Annotated in this window: 12 protein-coding genes; 8 read left to right on the top strand and 4 right to left on the bottom strand. The window is 72.1% G+C overall.

Going from position 1 to position 14,609, the window contains the following annotated elements:
• Positions 1-201: 201 nt before the first annotated feature.
• Complete coding sequence (locus tag DVA86_RS23225; RefSeq protein WP_208881113.1) at positions 202-489, top strand: hypothetical protein; 288 nt, start codon at positions 202-204, stop codon at positions 487-489.
• On the top strand, positions 489-2,693 hold the full coding sequence (gene malQ / locus DVA86_RS23220; protein WP_208881111.1) for a 4-alpha-glucanotransferase: 2,205 nt from the start codon (positions 489-491) through the stop codon (positions 2,691-2,693). Before DVA86_RS23225 ends, malQ begins: the two co-directional genes overlap by 1 nt.
• On the opposite strand, the gene DVA86_RS23215 is transcribed toward malQ, so the two are convergent.
• The 3 genes from DVA86_RS23215 to DVA86_RS23205 form a co-directional block, all read right to left on the bottom strand.
• Complete coding sequence (locus DVA86_RS23215) at positions 2,690-3,142, bottom strand: hypothetical protein (RefSeq protein ID WP_208881109.1); 453 nt, start codon at positions 3,140-3,142, stop codon at positions 2,690-2,692. The two genes, malQ and DVA86_RS23215, sit on opposite strands and share 4 nt — an antisense overlap.
• 98 nt (positions 3,143-3,240) lie before the next feature.
• A complete protein-coding gene (locus tag DVA86_RS23210) occupies positions 3,241-3,969 on the bottom strand; it encodes an aspartate/glutamate racemase family protein (RefSeq protein ID WP_208881108.1) in 729 nt (242 codons plus the stop codon).
• A gap of 55 nt (positions 3,970-4,024) precedes the next feature.
• Positions 4,025-5,506, bottom strand: a complete 1,482-nt coding sequence (locus DVA86_RS23205; protein WP_208881106.1) for an NCS1 family nucleobase:cation symporter-1 — start codon at positions 5,504-5,506, stop codon at positions 4,025-4,027.
• A gap of 265 nt (positions 5,507-5,771) precedes the next feature.
• Between DVA86_RS23205 and DVA86_RS23200 the strand changes: the two genes are divergently transcribed.
• The 6 genes from DVA86_RS23200 to DVA86_RS23175 all read left to right on the top strand — a co-directional run bounded on the left by DVA86_RS23200 (position 5,772) and on the right by DVA86_RS23175 (position 11,547).
• Positions 5,772-6,014: a hypothetical protein gene (locus DVA86_RS23200; RefSeq protein WP_208885045.1), complete on the top strand. Its 243-nt coding sequence runs from the start codon at positions 5,772-5,774 to the stop codon at positions 6,012-6,014.
• Between the two features lie 7 nt (positions 6,015-6,021).
• Complete coding sequence (locus DVA86_RS23195; RefSeq protein WP_208885044.1) at positions 6,022-6,927, top strand: LysR family transcriptional regulator; 906 nt, start codon at positions 6,022-6,024, stop codon at positions 6,925-6,927.
• Between the two features lie 129 nt (positions 6,928-7,056).
• Positions 7,057-8,178 (top strand): allantoicase, encoded by a 1,122-nt coding sequence (gene alc, locus DVA86_RS23190; RefSeq protein WP_245997021.1) that lies wholly within the window; start codon positions 7,057-7,059, stop codon positions 8,176-8,178.
• Between the two features lie 159 nt (positions 8,179-8,337).
• The gene (locus DVA86_RS23185; RefSeq protein ID WP_425470910.1) at positions 8,338-8,820 is read left to right on the top strand and encodes a hypothetical protein; all 483 of its coding nucleotides are present in this window, start codon (positions 8,338-8,340) and stop codon (positions 8,818-8,820) included.
• A 13-nt stretch (positions 8,821-8,833) separates the two neighbouring features.
• Positions 8,834-10,990: a hypothetical protein gene (locus DVA86_RS23180; RefSeq protein WP_208881102.1), complete on the top strand. Its 2,157-nt coding sequence runs from the start codon at positions 8,834-8,836 to the stop codon at positions 10,988-10,990.
• A 5-nt stretch (positions 10,991-10,995) separates the two neighbouring features.
• Complete coding sequence (locus DVA86_RS23175; protein ID WP_208881100.1) at positions 10,996-11,547, top strand: hypothetical protein; 552 nt, start codon at positions 10,996-10,998, stop codon at positions 11,545-11,547.
• A gap of 128 nt (positions 11,548-11,675) precedes the next feature.
• Here the strand turns inward: DVA86_RS23175 and pepN are convergent, their stop codons facing one another.
• Positions 11,676-14,309 (bottom strand): aminopeptidase N, encoded by a 2,634-nt coding sequence (pepN, locus tag DVA86_RS23170; RefSeq protein WP_208881098.1) that lies wholly within the window; start codon positions 14,307-14,309, stop codon positions 11,676-11,678.
• Positions 14,310-14,609 lie beyond the last annotated feature (300 nt).

Below are 14,609 nucleotides of genomic sequence, written 5' to 3'. Positions count from 1 at the left end.
CACCGTCCGTAGTTGCCGTGCAAATCCTGGAGTACGATGACGGAAATGCCCGGAATCCCTTCGTCCGGGGGTGCTCCCCACCGGCAAATCGCCTGCGGAACCAACGTGAGCTGAGCCACGTTATCCCTCGCGAGACGTCTGCGCCCGTGCAGGCTGGGTAAGTCAGACTCGACCGACGAAGTCCATGAACGGAGGCCCGCCGTGGCCGCGTCCGCCGAACTCCTCCTCACCGCTCTCCATCCCCGCACCACGATCCCGTCACCTCCGCTCAAACCCGGGCACGAGCCGGTAGACCTGTCCGGCGTGTCCGACCCGGACTCCGGACTGGACGGTTCGTGCTCCTGCGGGTGCCCGGAGGCACCACTGACCAGCGAGCCCCCGCTCGCCGACGTCGCCCCGCTGACGAGTGAGCTGCCGATCGCCGCTGAGCTGCCGCTGACGAGCGAGCCCACCGGCACCGGCTTCGGCACGGAGTCCTCGGACATCTGATGGGCCGCCTCGCGCGGCTCGCCGCGGCGCACGGTGTATGCACGTCGTACGAGCCCGTGGCCGGGCAGCGCGTCGACGTCCCCGACGACTCCGTCGTCGCCGTGCTCGCCGCCCTGGGCGTGGACGCGTCCACGCCGCACGCCGTGCGCGAGGCGCTGGCACAGCACGAGCGGGACTCCCTGCGGCTGCTGCCGCACACCGTCGTCTTACGCGCCGAGTCCGCGCAGAGCACGCTCCCCGCACTCCCCGAGGGCACCGTCCTGCGGGTCGACACGGAGAGCGGCGGCACGCACGACTGGGGCCCCGGCGCCCCGCTGCCCCTCGGCGCCCACACGCTGCGCGCGCGGGCCCCCGACGGCCGCGCCGCGCACGCCGCACTGCTCGTCGTCCCGGACCGGGTCCGCGGGCCCGGCGGCCGCGGTGCGGACGGCCGCGGCTTCGGCCTGCTCACCCAGCTCTATTCGCTGCTGTCCGAGCGCTCCTGGGGCATGGGCGACCTCGGTGACCTGGGCGAGCTCGCGGCCTGGTCGGGCCGCGCGCACGGCGCGGACTTCGTCCAGCTCGGCCCGCTGCACGCGGCGGTGCCCGCTGCCGAGCCGGGCGCGCCCACCGACCCGTCCCCGTACAGACCCTCCACGCGGCGCTTCCCCGACCCCGTACATCTGCGGATCGAGGCCGTCCCCGAGTACGCGCTGCTGACCGGCGACGCGCGGCGGCAGGCCGGCGAGCTGCTCGAACGGGCCGGCCAACTGCGCGACGCCGTCCTCCGCAAGGAGGCGCACATCGACCGGGACGCGGTGTGGGAGCTGAAGCTGGCGGCGCTGGAGCTGATCCGGCAGGTCCCGCTCGGGCCCGGCCGCCGCGCGGCGTACTGCGACTTCCTCGCCGAGCGCGGCGAGTCCCTGGAGGACCACGCCACCTGGTGCGCCCTCGCCGAGTTGCACGGCCCCGACTGGCGCGCGTGGCCCGCGGGCCTGGACGACCCGCGGTCGCTGCGTACGGCGCGGGTGCGCGGCGAGCTCATGGACCGCGTCGACTTCCACAGCTGGCTGGCCTGGCTCACCGACGAGCAGCTGGCCGGTGCCCAGCGGGCGGCGCGCGAGGCGGGCATGGCCGTCGGACTCGTCCACGACCTGGCCGTGGGCGTGCACCCGCACGGCGCGGACAGCTGGGCGCAGCAGGACGTATTCGCCGCCGGCATGTCGGTCGGCGCGCCGCCGGACGCGTTCAACCCGCACGGCCAGGACTGGGGCCTGCCGCCCTGGCGGCCCGACGCGCTGGCCCGCCACGGTTACGCGCCGTACCGCGAGGTGCTCGCCGGGCTGCTGCGGCACAGCGGCGCGCTCCGCATCGACCACGTCATGGGCCTCTTCCGGCTGTGGTGGGTCCCGGAGGGCCGCCCGCCGACGGAGGGCGCGTACGTCCGGTACGACGCGGAGGCCATGCTCGGCGCCCTCGCGCTGGAGGCGCACCGGGCGGGGGCCGCCGTGATAGGCGAGGACCTGGGCACGGTCGAGCCGGGCGTACGGGAGGAGCTGGCCGCGCGCGGGGTGCTCGGCACGTCGGTGCTGTGGTTCGAACGGGACTACGCGCGCGCGGCGGAGACCCGTACGGCAGCCGCGTCCGGTACGGAGCCGAAGTCCGGTACGGCGTCTGCGTCGGATACGGCTCCTGCGGACGGTGGCGAGCGGAACGGCCACGCCGCCGAGCCGCGCCCGCTGCCGCCCGAAGATTGGCGCGCCGGCTGCCTGGCCACCGCCACCACGCACGACCTGCCGCCCGTGGCGGCGCGGCTGTCCGGCAGCCATGTCGAGCTGCGCGAACGGCTCGGCATGCTGGAACGCCCCCTGCTCGCCGAGCAGTCGGCCGACGCTGTGGAGACGGCGGGTTGGCTCGGCCTGTTCCACCGGCTCGGGCTGCTGCCGGAGGGCGCGGGGGACGAGGAGGCCGAGATCAAGGCGGTGCACCGGTTCCTGGTCCGTACGCCGGCCCGCATGCTCGGCGTCTGGCTGCCGGACACGGTGGGCGACCGGCGCCCGCAGAACGTGCCGGGCACCTGCCGGGAGTACCCGAACTGGCGGCTGCCGGTCGCCGACGCGGACGGCACCCCGCTGTCGCTGGAGGACCTCGCCGCGTCGCCGCGCGTGCACGCGCTCCTCGACGAGCTGCGCAGAGGGCTCGACGTGCCGCCGAACACGCCCTAGCGCTCGGCGCGGTGCAGGTGGACCTCCTCTCCGGCGTAGAGCAGTCGCGCGAGCGCGGAGCCGTCGGCGGGCCGCGTACGGATGTCCGCCTGGGCCAGGGCGTGGACGAGGCGTTCCGGGAGGGCCGACCGTTCGGTGTCCGCCAGCTCCGCGGGTTCGCGGGTGAGGGCCAGCAGGACGGCGCGCGGCGCACGGCCGCCCGCGCCGGTGGACCGTACACCGGCGCAGTGGTCCAGCCCCGCGCGGCGCAGCGCGGCACGGGCGTCGTCGCGCAGCTCCACGCAGGACAGGTACGCCATGATGACCGGGCGGGTGTACGTGCCGGCCGCCGTCCGCGCGATCTCGTGCGCCTCGACGCCGTTGCTGCGGTCGGTGCGCATGGCCAGGAACAGGTCCTCACGCACCCGCAGATACTCCTCGACTGCGGCGCGGGTGTGCAGGTGGGGCATGACCTCAGCCTCCGGTTCGGGTCGTGGTCGGTGGTGTTCCCGTGCGGTCCGCGGCACCGGCGTCAACGGGGTAACCGGCGGCACCGGCGTCAAACGTGTCAACGGGCCGGTGGCGGCGGCCAGTTGCGGATCGTCTTGGGCCGCGGCGGCGCGTAGGTGCGGATCTTGGACGTGGACAGGCCGAGGGCGACGAGGGACTCGGCGATCTTCACGGCGGCGGTCACGCCGTCGACGACGGGGACCCCGGTGCGCTCCACCACGCGTTCCGTCAGCCCGGACATGCCGCCGCAGCCCAGGCACACCACCTCCGCCCGGTCCTCCGCCACGGCGCGGGCGGCCTGTTCGGCGATGGCGTCGACGGCGGCCTTCTCGTCCTGCTCCAGGGCGAGTACGGCGAGCCCGCTGGCGCGTACGGAGGCGCACCGGGTGTGCAGCCCGGCCGCGCGGAGGCGCTCCTCGATCAGCGGGACCGTACGGTCGAGACTGGTGACGACGGAGTAGGTGCGGCCGAGGAACTGGGCGGTGCTCGCGGCGGCCTCGGTGATGTCCACGACCGGTACGTCGAGCAACTCCTGGAGCCCTTCCCGGCCGTGCTCGCCGTAGCCGGCCTGGATCACGGCGTCGTACGGCTCGGGGTAGGCGCGTACGGCCTCCATCACCGCGACGGCGGCGAGGTAGCTCTCGTAGTTGCCCTCGACGGACTCCGCGCCGAAGGCGGGTGTCAGCGGCACGATCTCGGTGCCCGGGGCGGCCGCGGAGGCCGCCTGCGCACCGATCGAGTCGGTGATGGACCGCGTGGTGTTGACGTTGACGACGAGGACGCGCATGCGTCGGCCCTCCGCTGGTCGGTTCACTGCCATGGTGTTCATTCCGCCCGCCGGTTCACTCGGCGGCGACGGCGATGGCCTCGCCGTCCACGTCGCGGCCCGTCCGGCTGCGGTCCGCGATGATCGCGTACAGCACGGCGCCGAGGACGGCGCCGATGAACCAGGAGAAGCCGGCCACGTCCTCGAAGAACGGCACCAGGGCGAGGACGACGGCGGCTGCGGCGCTGGGTACGAAGGCGGCGACGGCGCGCGGGTTGTAGCCGCTGGTGTAGTGGTATTCGCCCTGCGCGTCCTCGGTGTAGAGGTCGGGCACGTTGACGCGGGACCTGCGCAGCAGCCAGTAGTCGGCCATGATCACGCCGAACAGCGGGCCGAGCAGGGCGCCGAGCCCGCCGAGGAAGTAGTTGACGACGACGGGGCTGTTGTAGAGGTTCCAGGGGGTGATCACCAGGCCCAGGACTCCGGTGACGAGACCGGCCCGGCGGAAGTTCAGCCGCTGCGGGAAGAGGTCGACCAGCGCGTAGATGGGCGCGACGAAGTTGGCCAGCAGGTTCACCGCCACCGTCAGGGCGATCAGCGCGAGGGAGGCCAGCGCCAGCAGGAGCATGTTCGGGATGGTCCGGACGATGTCCGACGGGCTGGTGATGACGTGCCCGTCGAGCTTGAACTGGGCGCCGCTGAGCACCACCACGATGAGCGCGAAGAACAGCATGTTCACGGGGATGCCGGTCACGTTCCCGCGGACGATGGAGCTGCGGCTCCTGGCGGAGCGGGTGAAGTCGCAGAAGTTCAGTACGAAGGTCCCGTAGATGACGACCCACAGCGCGGCGCCCTCGAGGATCTGCAGCCACATCTCGCCGCCGGACAGCGGGTCGTCGACGGACAGCGAGATCGAGCCGTCCGCGCGTATGAACATCCAGACCGCCAGCGCGCACATCGTGATCAGGGTGGTGGGCGCCGCGAAGGCCATGTACCGCCGGATCATCTGCATGCCGTAGCTGACGATGACGATCTGCAGCGCCCACAGGACGAGGAAGGTGAGCCAGCCGAGGGTGGACTGCCCGAGCAGGGAGTTGTCGTCCAGGCTCCGCATCCCCGGGAACATGGCCACGAGCAGCGCGCTGAGGACGGCCGAGGCGAGATACGTCTGGATGCCGAACCAGGCGATGGCCACGGCGCCCCGTACGCCTGCCGGGATCTTCGCCCCCTTGATGCCGAACGCGATGCGGCTCATGACGGGGAAGGGGACGCCCGTCTTGTGCCCCATGAACCCGGACAGCGTCAGCAGCAGGAACAGCAGCACGGACGCGAGCGCGAAGGCGACGAGGATGCCCCACACGTTCAGTCCGAGCGCGAAGAGGCCGATGGCGAACGCGTAGTTGCCGAGGCTGTGGACGTCGTTGGCCCACAGCGTGAAGACGTTGTAGGCGCCCCAGCTGCGGCCGTCCTTCTTCGTCGGGGCGAGGTCGTACGTGTACAGGCCAGCGCTGGTGGTGTCGCTGGGGTCCACGGGCGACCGCTCATCCAGGGCAGTCATAGGGACTCCGGGGGAGGAGGAGGGGAGGGGAGAGGGGAGGAAGAGGGGAAAGCGGTGGGCGTTCGGATGTTTCCACAACACGGAAGTGGCTTTCCGTTGGCCAGAACGTAGTTTTCTCCAGTCGGCACCGTCAAGAGGTGCGAGGGAAAGGTTTGGGCAAGTGGACAAACCGTCTCTGAATGGGGGAAACGCCCCGCGCTGCCCGTAGGTGCGTTACGGCATGGGCGACCCCGGGCGCGCGCCGGGAGCGGGCATTCGTTACCGTCTGAGCGTGGCAAACAAGAAGAACGCGATGCGCGCAGGCACCCTCACCGCCGGGACGGCTGCCCTGCTGTTCATGTCGTCCCCCGCCTTCGCCGTCACCCGCGACGACGGCGACGACCCGGGTCCCGGGCTGAGCGTCCTGGAGACCCTCAGCGTCTTCGTCGGGCTGCCCATCCTCCTCTTCCTGGTGATCGCGGGTCTGGTCATGGTGGGCGACAAGTCCCGCAAGCAGCAGAACGGCTGACCCCGCCCTGACCGACTGGGACCTCAAGAAGCTCCGCATCCTGCGGAAGCTCGCCGAGGTCGGGACGGTGACCGCCACCGCGGAGGCGCTGTACATGACGCCCTCCGCGGTGTCCCAGCAGCTGGCCGGTCTCAGTCGCCAGCTCGGCGTCACGCTGCTGGAGGCCGAGGGGCGCCGCGTACGGCTCACCCCCGCCGCCGAACTGCTGCTGCGCCACACCGACGCCGTCTTCACCGGGCTGGAGCGCGCCGACGCCGCGCTCGCCGGGCACCTGCGGGGCGAGACGGGCACCGTACGGGTCGGCGCCTTCAGTACCGCCATCCCCGCGCTGGTCGTACCCGCCGTCACGGCCCTGCGCCGCGACCGTCCGGGCCTCACGGTGTCCGTACGGGAGGCGGAGGCCGCCGAGGCGTACGAACTGCTCACCCGCGGCGCCGTCGATCTCGCGCTCTCGCTCGCCGCGCACCCGCCGGCGGAGCCGGAGGCCGGTGCGGCGTTCCGCCGCTTCTCCCTGCACACCGACCCGCTCGACGTGGCGCTCCCGGCGGACCATCCGCTGGCGTCCGTACGGGAGTTGCGGCTCGCCGACCTCGCGCACGAGCCGTGGATCTACGGCCACAGCGGCCCGTGGTCCGAGATCACCACGACCGTCTGCGAGGCCGCGGGCTTCGCGCCCGTACAGGCGCACGCCGCCGCCGACTGGCGGGCCATCCTCGCGCTCGTCGGGGCGGGCATGGGGGTCGCGCTGGTGCCGCGGATGGCCGTCGTCGAACCCGGCGAGGCGGTGGCGCTGCGCGTGCTGGACGCCGACCGCCCGCACCGGCACGTGGTGGCGGGGGTACGGCGAGGGGCGGAGGAGTGGCCGGCCCTGGACCGTACGGTCGACGCGCTGCGGGCCGTACGGCTCGGCTGAGCGCCCGGCTCTCCTGCCTGCGAACCGTGCAGCCCGGCTGAACGGAATCGTCAGAATTCTTCGATGGACCTGACAGGTCCGCCGCTGCCACGCTCGGCGCGCACCCCGCCCCCGACCGGAAGGCACCGCGTGACCAGCGCCCCCGACCTCCAGTCCGCGCCCCCGTACGCCGGCGGCGACCCGTACGCCGACTACCGCCCCGCCCCCGCCGACGTCCCCTTCGCCGACCTCGCCGACCTGGCGGACCGCCGCCTCGGCGCGGGCGTGCTCGCGGCGAACGACGAGTTCTTCGCGGAGCGCGAGAACCTGCTGCGCACCGAGCCCGCCCGGTTTGACCCGCATGCTTTCGGCCACAAGGGCAAGATCATGGACGGCTGGGAGACCCGCCGCAGGCGCGGCCCCTCCGGCGACGCCCCGCACCCCGGCGCGGACGAGCACGACTGGGCGCTCGTACGGCTCGGCGCGCCCGGCGTCGTACGGGGTGTCGTCGTGGACACCGCGCACTTCCGCGGCAACCACCCGAGGGAGGTGTCCGTCGAGGCCGCCGCGCTGCCCGGCACCCCCGGCACGGACGAGCTGCTGGCGGACTCGGTGCGCTGGACGGAGCTCGTTCCGCGCACGCCCGTACGCGGTCACGCCGCCAACGTCTTCCCCGTCAGCGCCGAGCGCCGCTGGACGCATCTGCGGCTCGCGCAGTACCCGGACGGCGGCGTCGCGCGCCTCCGTGTGCACGGCGAGGCCGTACCGGATCCGGAGTGGCTGCGGCTGCTGGGCACGTACGACCTGGTGTCCGTGCTGAACGGCGGCGTGGTGGAGGACGCGTCGGACCGGTTCTTCTCACCGCAGCGCAACATGATCCTGCCGGACCGGTCGCGGAAGATGGAGGACGGCTGGGAGAGCCGCCGCCGCAGGGACACCGCGCACGACTGGGCGCGCTTCCGGCTGGCGGGCCACGCCGCGATCCGCGCCGTGGAGCTGGACACCGGCTACTACCTGGGGAACGCGGCGGGCTGGGCCGCGCTGTCCGCTTCGGAGGACGGCGGCCGTACGTGGACGGAGTTCCTGCCCCGCACCCCGCTCCGGCCCGACAGCGTGCACCGCTTCCCGCTCGCGGCGCCGGTGACGGCCACGCACGTGCGCCTCGACACGTTCCCCGACGGAGGCGTCGCCCGGCTGCGGCTGCACGGCGGCCTCACGGAGGACGGCCGTACGGAGCTCGCGCGCCGCTTCGGCCGGCTGACGGAGGCGTGACCCGGCGCCCGTAGGCCCCGCCACGCGCCCGGGCCCGCGCTCGTACGCCCTGCCGCGCCACCGTTGGCTGGAACCAGTCGGGTGCGGCAGGGCGTGGGTATATGCGGTGAACGTTTTGCAGAAACGGTCCGGTAATCGCGGACGGGAGTTGCGGTTCGCGTGACCGTGGCTATCGTCCGGACCCGGGACGAGTGTGTGCTGACGCAGGGGGACGCGATGGCGAGGGCGGAGCAGGGGGCCGCGGGGCCCGTACGGATGCAGCTGAACGAGGCTGACGCGGGGCCGGGCGGAGGTGGCCAGGACCTGTCGGTCCACGACGACGAGCTGGGCGCGCTGGGCAACATGGCCCACGAGCTGCACGGCCGGCTGTCCACCGACGGCGAGCATGCCAAGAAGGTCTCGGGCGAGGCGGCGAGCAGCCTCAAGGGCGACGGCTTCGACACCGGCAGCGCACTCGGCGAGCTGAACGAGGCGTGGAAGACGAAGCTGGCGACCCTCCTGGAGGCGTGTGCGCACATCTCCAACCACCTCGACTACTCGCGCGCCGCGCACAAGAAGGACGAGGACACCATCGCCACGAACATGCGGGACGCGGAGGGGCGGCTGATGTCCGTCTCCCGTATCGCCGAGTACATCAAGTGACGGGGGGCCGGCCATGGTGACGTATCAGGAGCTCGACCACCTCCGCCTCGGCAAGCTCAAAGAGGCGGCCACCCAGTGGCAGGAGATGGTGCGGAAGCTGGAGAAGCTCGCGGACGGCGGCGGCGACGGCGGGGCCAGCGCGGCCGGGCTGAAGAAGAAGGCCGAGTCCGCGGACTGGCACGGGGACAACGCGACCGTCACGAAGAAGTTCGTCACGAAGACCGCGGGCGAGTTCGACGACGTGGTCACCGCCGCGCGGAGCATCCACACGATCCTGGACGGCGCGCACTCCAAGCTGAAGACGCACAAGGAGGACCTGGCCAAGGCCGTGGAGGAGGCCAAGGGCAAGAACATCCATGTGACGAGCGACGGCGTGGTGAAGCCGGGCGAGGGCGGACGCGAGCCGTCCCAGGGCGAGATCGACGCCGTGGCGGAGCGGATCAAGGACATCCTCACCAAGGCCGGCGAGGCCGACACCACGGCCGCGGAGGCGCTGCGGCTGCACGCGCAGAGCAAGTACGACTTCCGGGACACCGGCTTCAAGAGCTTCGACGGCGCCGCCAAGTCGCTGAAGGACTCGAAGGAGTTCCTCGCGCTCAGCAAGAAGAACCCGGAGGACCTCAGCAACGAGGAGATCAGGCGGCTCGCGGAACTCGCCAAGGAGAACTCCGGCGACCCCGTCTTCGGCGAGCGGATCGCCACCGGCCTCGGCGCCCGCGGCACCCTGGAGCTGTACGGCGCCCTCGCCGACACCGGCACCTGGGAGAACGAGGCGGACAAGGGCCGTATGGCCGCCGTCGCCGAGCTGGAGAAGCAGCTCGGCACCTCGCTCGCCTCGGCCACCCAGTCCGACAGCCCGGCCATGGAGAAGTGGGAGAAGGACGTGGTCGGCCTCGGCGGCAAGGAGGTCGGCCGGGACAACGGCGCCTACAACACCCGCGTCTACGGCTTCCAGGCGATGAGCAACCTGATGCGGCACGGCAAGTACGAGAGCGGGTTCCTGAACGAGTACGGCGACGCGCTGGTCGGCTTCGAGAAGAAGAACACGCACGACGTGCGGGACCCCGGCCCCGGCGGCCAGACCCGCGAGAACGAACTGCCGTGGAACCAGGACCCGCTGTACGCCCGTAACAACCTGATGCACTTCGGGGACGAGAACGACGCGGGCACCGACCCGATGACCGGCTACATGAAGGCCCTCGCCAACAACCCCGAGGCGTCCTCCGACTTCTTCAGCTCCACCGAACCGCAGAACAACAGCGAGTGGGTGCTCAAGGACCGGCCCGGCTACAACGACGTCGACGCCCTCGACTACGGCGAGAGCCGCGAGGACTACGAGGGCCCCAGCGCCGTCAAGGAGGCCACCGGCGCCGCGCTGCTCGCCGGCGCCACCGGCATGGCGCCCGGCGACGAGCAGGCCCCCGGCACCCCGCACACCGAGCAGCAGAAACAGGTGCTGGACAACTCGGTCAACTACCTAGGGCAGCGCGGCGACGGCTTCCCGTCCGAGATGCGCGACGACATGGCCAAGATCATGACCAACCACGGCGCCACCGTGCACGACGCGATGAGCTCCGTGGACGGCGATCCGCCGCTCGACCAGGAGAACCTGATGGAGGTCACCAAGCAGGTCTCCAAGGACCCGGACACGTACGCCCTGCTCAGCGAGGGCATGAACTACGCGATGGTGCACGACATCGAGAACGAGAAGGCGAACCCCGAGGACAGCCTGGACCGTTCGGGATACACGCTCGGCTTCATGGAGGAGGCGCGGCACCGCGCCATCGGCGACCTCACCGAGGACGAGCTGTCGGAGGCGGGCTGGAAGGAGAAGTTCGCCAACGCCACGGTGGGCGCGGCCACCAGCTTCGTCCCGTACGCGGGCGGTTCGATCTCCGCGGGCGCCGGCCTGGTCGCCGCCGACTGGCTGGAGGGCGAGCAGGAACGGATCAAGGACCACGCCACGGAGGACTACCAGAGCACGTACGAGGCCCGGCAGAAACAGGCCGACAGCCTCGCGGAGAGGTGGTACGCCGCCAACAGGGAGTGGGCGGACGACCCGGCACGCGACGGCTACTCCGGGGACCGGGGCATCTACTCCAAGATCGAGGCCGCGGCGAACGACGGCAACAAGAAGTTCGAGGGCCTCGCGGGGGCCCAGGGAGGCTGAACCGCATGCGCCGGTGGACGGGCACGCTCGCGGCGCTCGCCGTCGCGGCGGCGATGGCGGGCTGCTCCGGCGGCGACGGGGACGGCGACGGGGGCGGCGGGGGACGGGAGTTCACCGTTCCGGCGGCGCTCTGCGGCGTGGACGTCCCGGAGAAGGCGCTGTCGCCGCTGCTGCCCGGCGAGGGCGAGGACGTACGGGTCGGCGACGACCGGTCCAAGCGGCGGCTGTGCCACGTATCGGTGGACGACCGGCGCGTGCTGGACGTGACGTACAGCGGGACCGGCGACTTCCACGACCCGATGAGCGCCGGTGAACGGGAGAGCCTGGCGCGCCCGCGGGCGATGGCGGACCTGCCGTTCGACGGGAAGGGCGCCACGGGCGAGCGGAACGCGATGGCCACCGCGCGGTGCGGCGGCGAGGGCCCGCCGTACCTCGTCGTCGACGTCGGCGTGAACCCGGAGGTCACCGCTGACGAGGAGCAACGGCGGGCGGACATGGGGCGGTTCGCGACCGCGTTCCTGGAGAGCGCGAAGAAGGACCGGGGCTGCACGGCGTAACGGCAGGGCGCGCGGGCGCGCCGTACCGGAACGCCGTAAGAGCGCGCCGTACCGGAACGCCGTCACCGCGCCGAGGTCCGGTGCGCGGCAGGGCGGGCGGGCACTCGTGCGCCCGCCCGCCCCCGCTGTCAGCTGCGGCCCGCCGCCGCGTCCGCCGCCTGCGCCTTCAGCGCGCGCTCCACGCCCGCGCGGGACTCCGTCACCAGCCGCCGCAGCGCCGCGCTCGGCTCCGCCGAGGCGAGCCAGGCGTCCGTCGCGTCCAGCGTGGCCTGCGAGACCTGCACCGAGGGGTAGAGGCCCACGGCGATCTGCTGCGCCATCTCGTGGCTGCGCGACTCCCATACGTCCTTGAGCGCCGCGAAGTACCGCTCCGTGTACGGCGCGAGCAGCTCCCGCTGCCCCGTCTGCACGAAGCCGGCGATGACCGCTTCCTGCAGCGCGTTCGGCAGCTTGTCGCCCTCCACGACCGACGCCCACGCCTCGGCCTTGGCCTCGGCGGTGGGCATCGACGCACGCGCGCTGGCGGCGTGCCGTTCGCCCGCGGACGTCGCGTCGCGCTCCAGCTCCGCGTCGATCCGCTTGGCGTCCGCCCGGCCCGTGGCCGTCAGCCGCAGCAGCAGCGACCAGCGCAGATCGGTGTCGACGGCCAGCCCGTCCACGGACGCGGAGCCGTCCAGCAGCCCTTCCAGCAGGCCCAGCTGCTCGTCCGTACGGGCCGTGCCCGCCAGCGCGCGGGCCCAGGCCAGCTGGTGGTCGCTGCCGGGCTCGGCGCCGCGCAGCTGCTCCAGCGCGAACTCCGACCAGCGCGCCAGCCCTTCCGGCCGCCAGTCCGGCGCCGCGTACAGCTCCAGCGCCAGCTTCACCTGGCGGTGCAGCGACTGCACGACGCCGATGTCGGACTCCTTGCCGATGCCGGACAGCACCAGCTCCAGATAGTCGCGCGCGGGCAGCTCGCCGTCCCGCGTCATGTCCCAGGCGGACGCCCAGCACAGCGCGCGCGGCAGCGACTCCGCGAAGTCGCCCAGGTGCTTGGTGACGGTGGCCAGCGAACCGGCGTCGAGCCGCACCTTGGCGTACGACAGGTCGTCGTCGTTGAGCAGGACGACCGCCGGGCGGACGCGGCCCGCGAGCTGCGGTACGTCGGTGAGCGGGCCGTCGATGTCCAGCTCGAGCCGGTCGGTGCGCACCAGACGGCCGCCGTCCAGCTCGTACAGGCCGACGGCGATGCGGTGCGGCCGCAGCGTCGAGCTGCCCGCGGCGCCGGCCGGGAGCGCGGGCGCCTCCTGGCGTACGGCGAACGAGGTGACGGTGCCGTCCGGGGCCGTCTCGATCTCCGGGCGCAGGATGTTGATGCCGGCCGTCTCCAGCCACGCCTTCGACCAGGTCTTCAGATCACGCCCGGAGGTCTCCTCCAGCGCGCCGAGCAGGTCGGACAGCCGGGTGTTGCCCCACTCGTGGCGGCGGAAGTACGTCTGCACGCCCCGGAAGAACTCGTCCCGGCCCACGTACGCGACGAGCTGTTTGAGCACCGAGGCGCCCTTGGCGTACGTGATGCCGTCGAAGTTGACCATGACGTCGTCCAGGTCGCGGATCTCCGCCATGATCGGGTGGGTGGACGGCAGCTGGTCCTGGCGGTACGCCCAGGTCTTCATCTGGTTCGCGAAGCTGGTCCACGCGTGCGGCCACCGGCTGCCCTCCGCGTTCGCCAGGCAGGCGATGGAGGTGTACGTGGCGAACGACTCGTTCAGCCACAGGTCGTTCCACCACTCCATGGTGACCAGGTCGCCGAACCACATGTGCGCCAGCTCGTGCAGGATGGTCTCGGCGCGCACCTCGTACGCCGCGTCCGTCACCTTCGAGCGGAAGACGTACTGGTCGCGGATGGTCACCGCGCCCGCGTTCTCCATCGCGCCCGCGTTGAACTCCGGCACGAAGAGCTGGTCGTACTTCTCGAACGGGTACGCGTAGTCGAACTGCTCCTCGAACCAGTCGAAGCCCTGCCGCGTCACCGCGAAGATCTCCTCCGCGTCCAGGAACTCCGCCAGCGACGGCCGGCAGTAGATCCCCAGCGGAACCGTCCTTCCGCCCGCCCGTCGCCCGCCGCCACCCTCGGTGGACTCCGCTTCGCGGAGACTCCCCTTGCTTTCCCAGCTGCTGTGCACGCTGTGGTACGGGCCGACGATCAGGGCCGTGATGTACGAGGAGATCCGCGCCGTCGGCGCGAAGCGCCAGAGCGTGCCGCCCTCGCCCTCCGGCTCGGGCGTCGGCGAGTTGGAGATCACCGTCCAGCCCTCGGGCGCCCGCACGGTGAACCGGAAGGACGCCTTCAGGTCGGGCTGCTCGAAGCTGGCGAACACCCGCCGCGCGTCCGGCACCTCGAACTGCGTGTAGAGATACGCCTGGTCGTCCACCGGGTCGACGAAGCGGTGCAGCCCCTCGCCCGTGTTCGTGTACGCGCAGTCCGCGACGACCAGCAGTTCGTTACGGCCCGCCGCCAGCCCCGGTAGCGCGATACGCGAGTCGGCGAAGACCGTGTCCGGGTCCAGCGCGGTGCCGTTCAGCACGACCTCGTGCACCGCCGGCGCCACCAGGTCGATGAACGTGTCACCCGCCGCGGCCGCGTCGAAGCGCACCGTGGTCCGCGACCGGAACGTGCCCCCTTCCTGCGCACCGCTCAGGTCCAGCTCGATGTCGTACGCGTCCACGGTCAGCAGCCGCGCCCGCTCCTGTGCTTCCGCGCGGGTCAGATTCGTTCCAGGCACGTGGTCATCTCCCTCTCCCTCTGCAAAGCCGTTTGCGCCATCCTTCCATGCGTCCCGCACCGCCGCCGGGGACATTTATCGGTCACGGCCCGTCTCGCCGGTACATCCGCGCCGCGTGAACTCCGTATGAGCGGCAGGACACGGAGCGGGGAGCGGAGCATGGCGAACGCGAAGAACAGTGATCCATGAACGGAGATCGGCGTCGGCCGTTTCTGCGTCGTTAAAGAGCAGGCCACCCGCGCTGCCAAGCATCCCGAGTGGGGTGGGGATCGTCCCGCCCGCACACGCCGCGTTCGCACT

The organism is Streptomyces armeniacus (genome assembly GCF_003355155.1).
GTDB classification, from domain to species: domain Bacteria; phylum Actinomycetota; class Actinomycetes; order Streptomycetales; family Streptomycetaceae; genus Streptomyces; species Streptomyces armeniacus.
The sequence above is the reverse complement of the archived record's forward strand: the minus strand, read 5'-3'. Positions and strand labels throughout refer to the sequence as shown.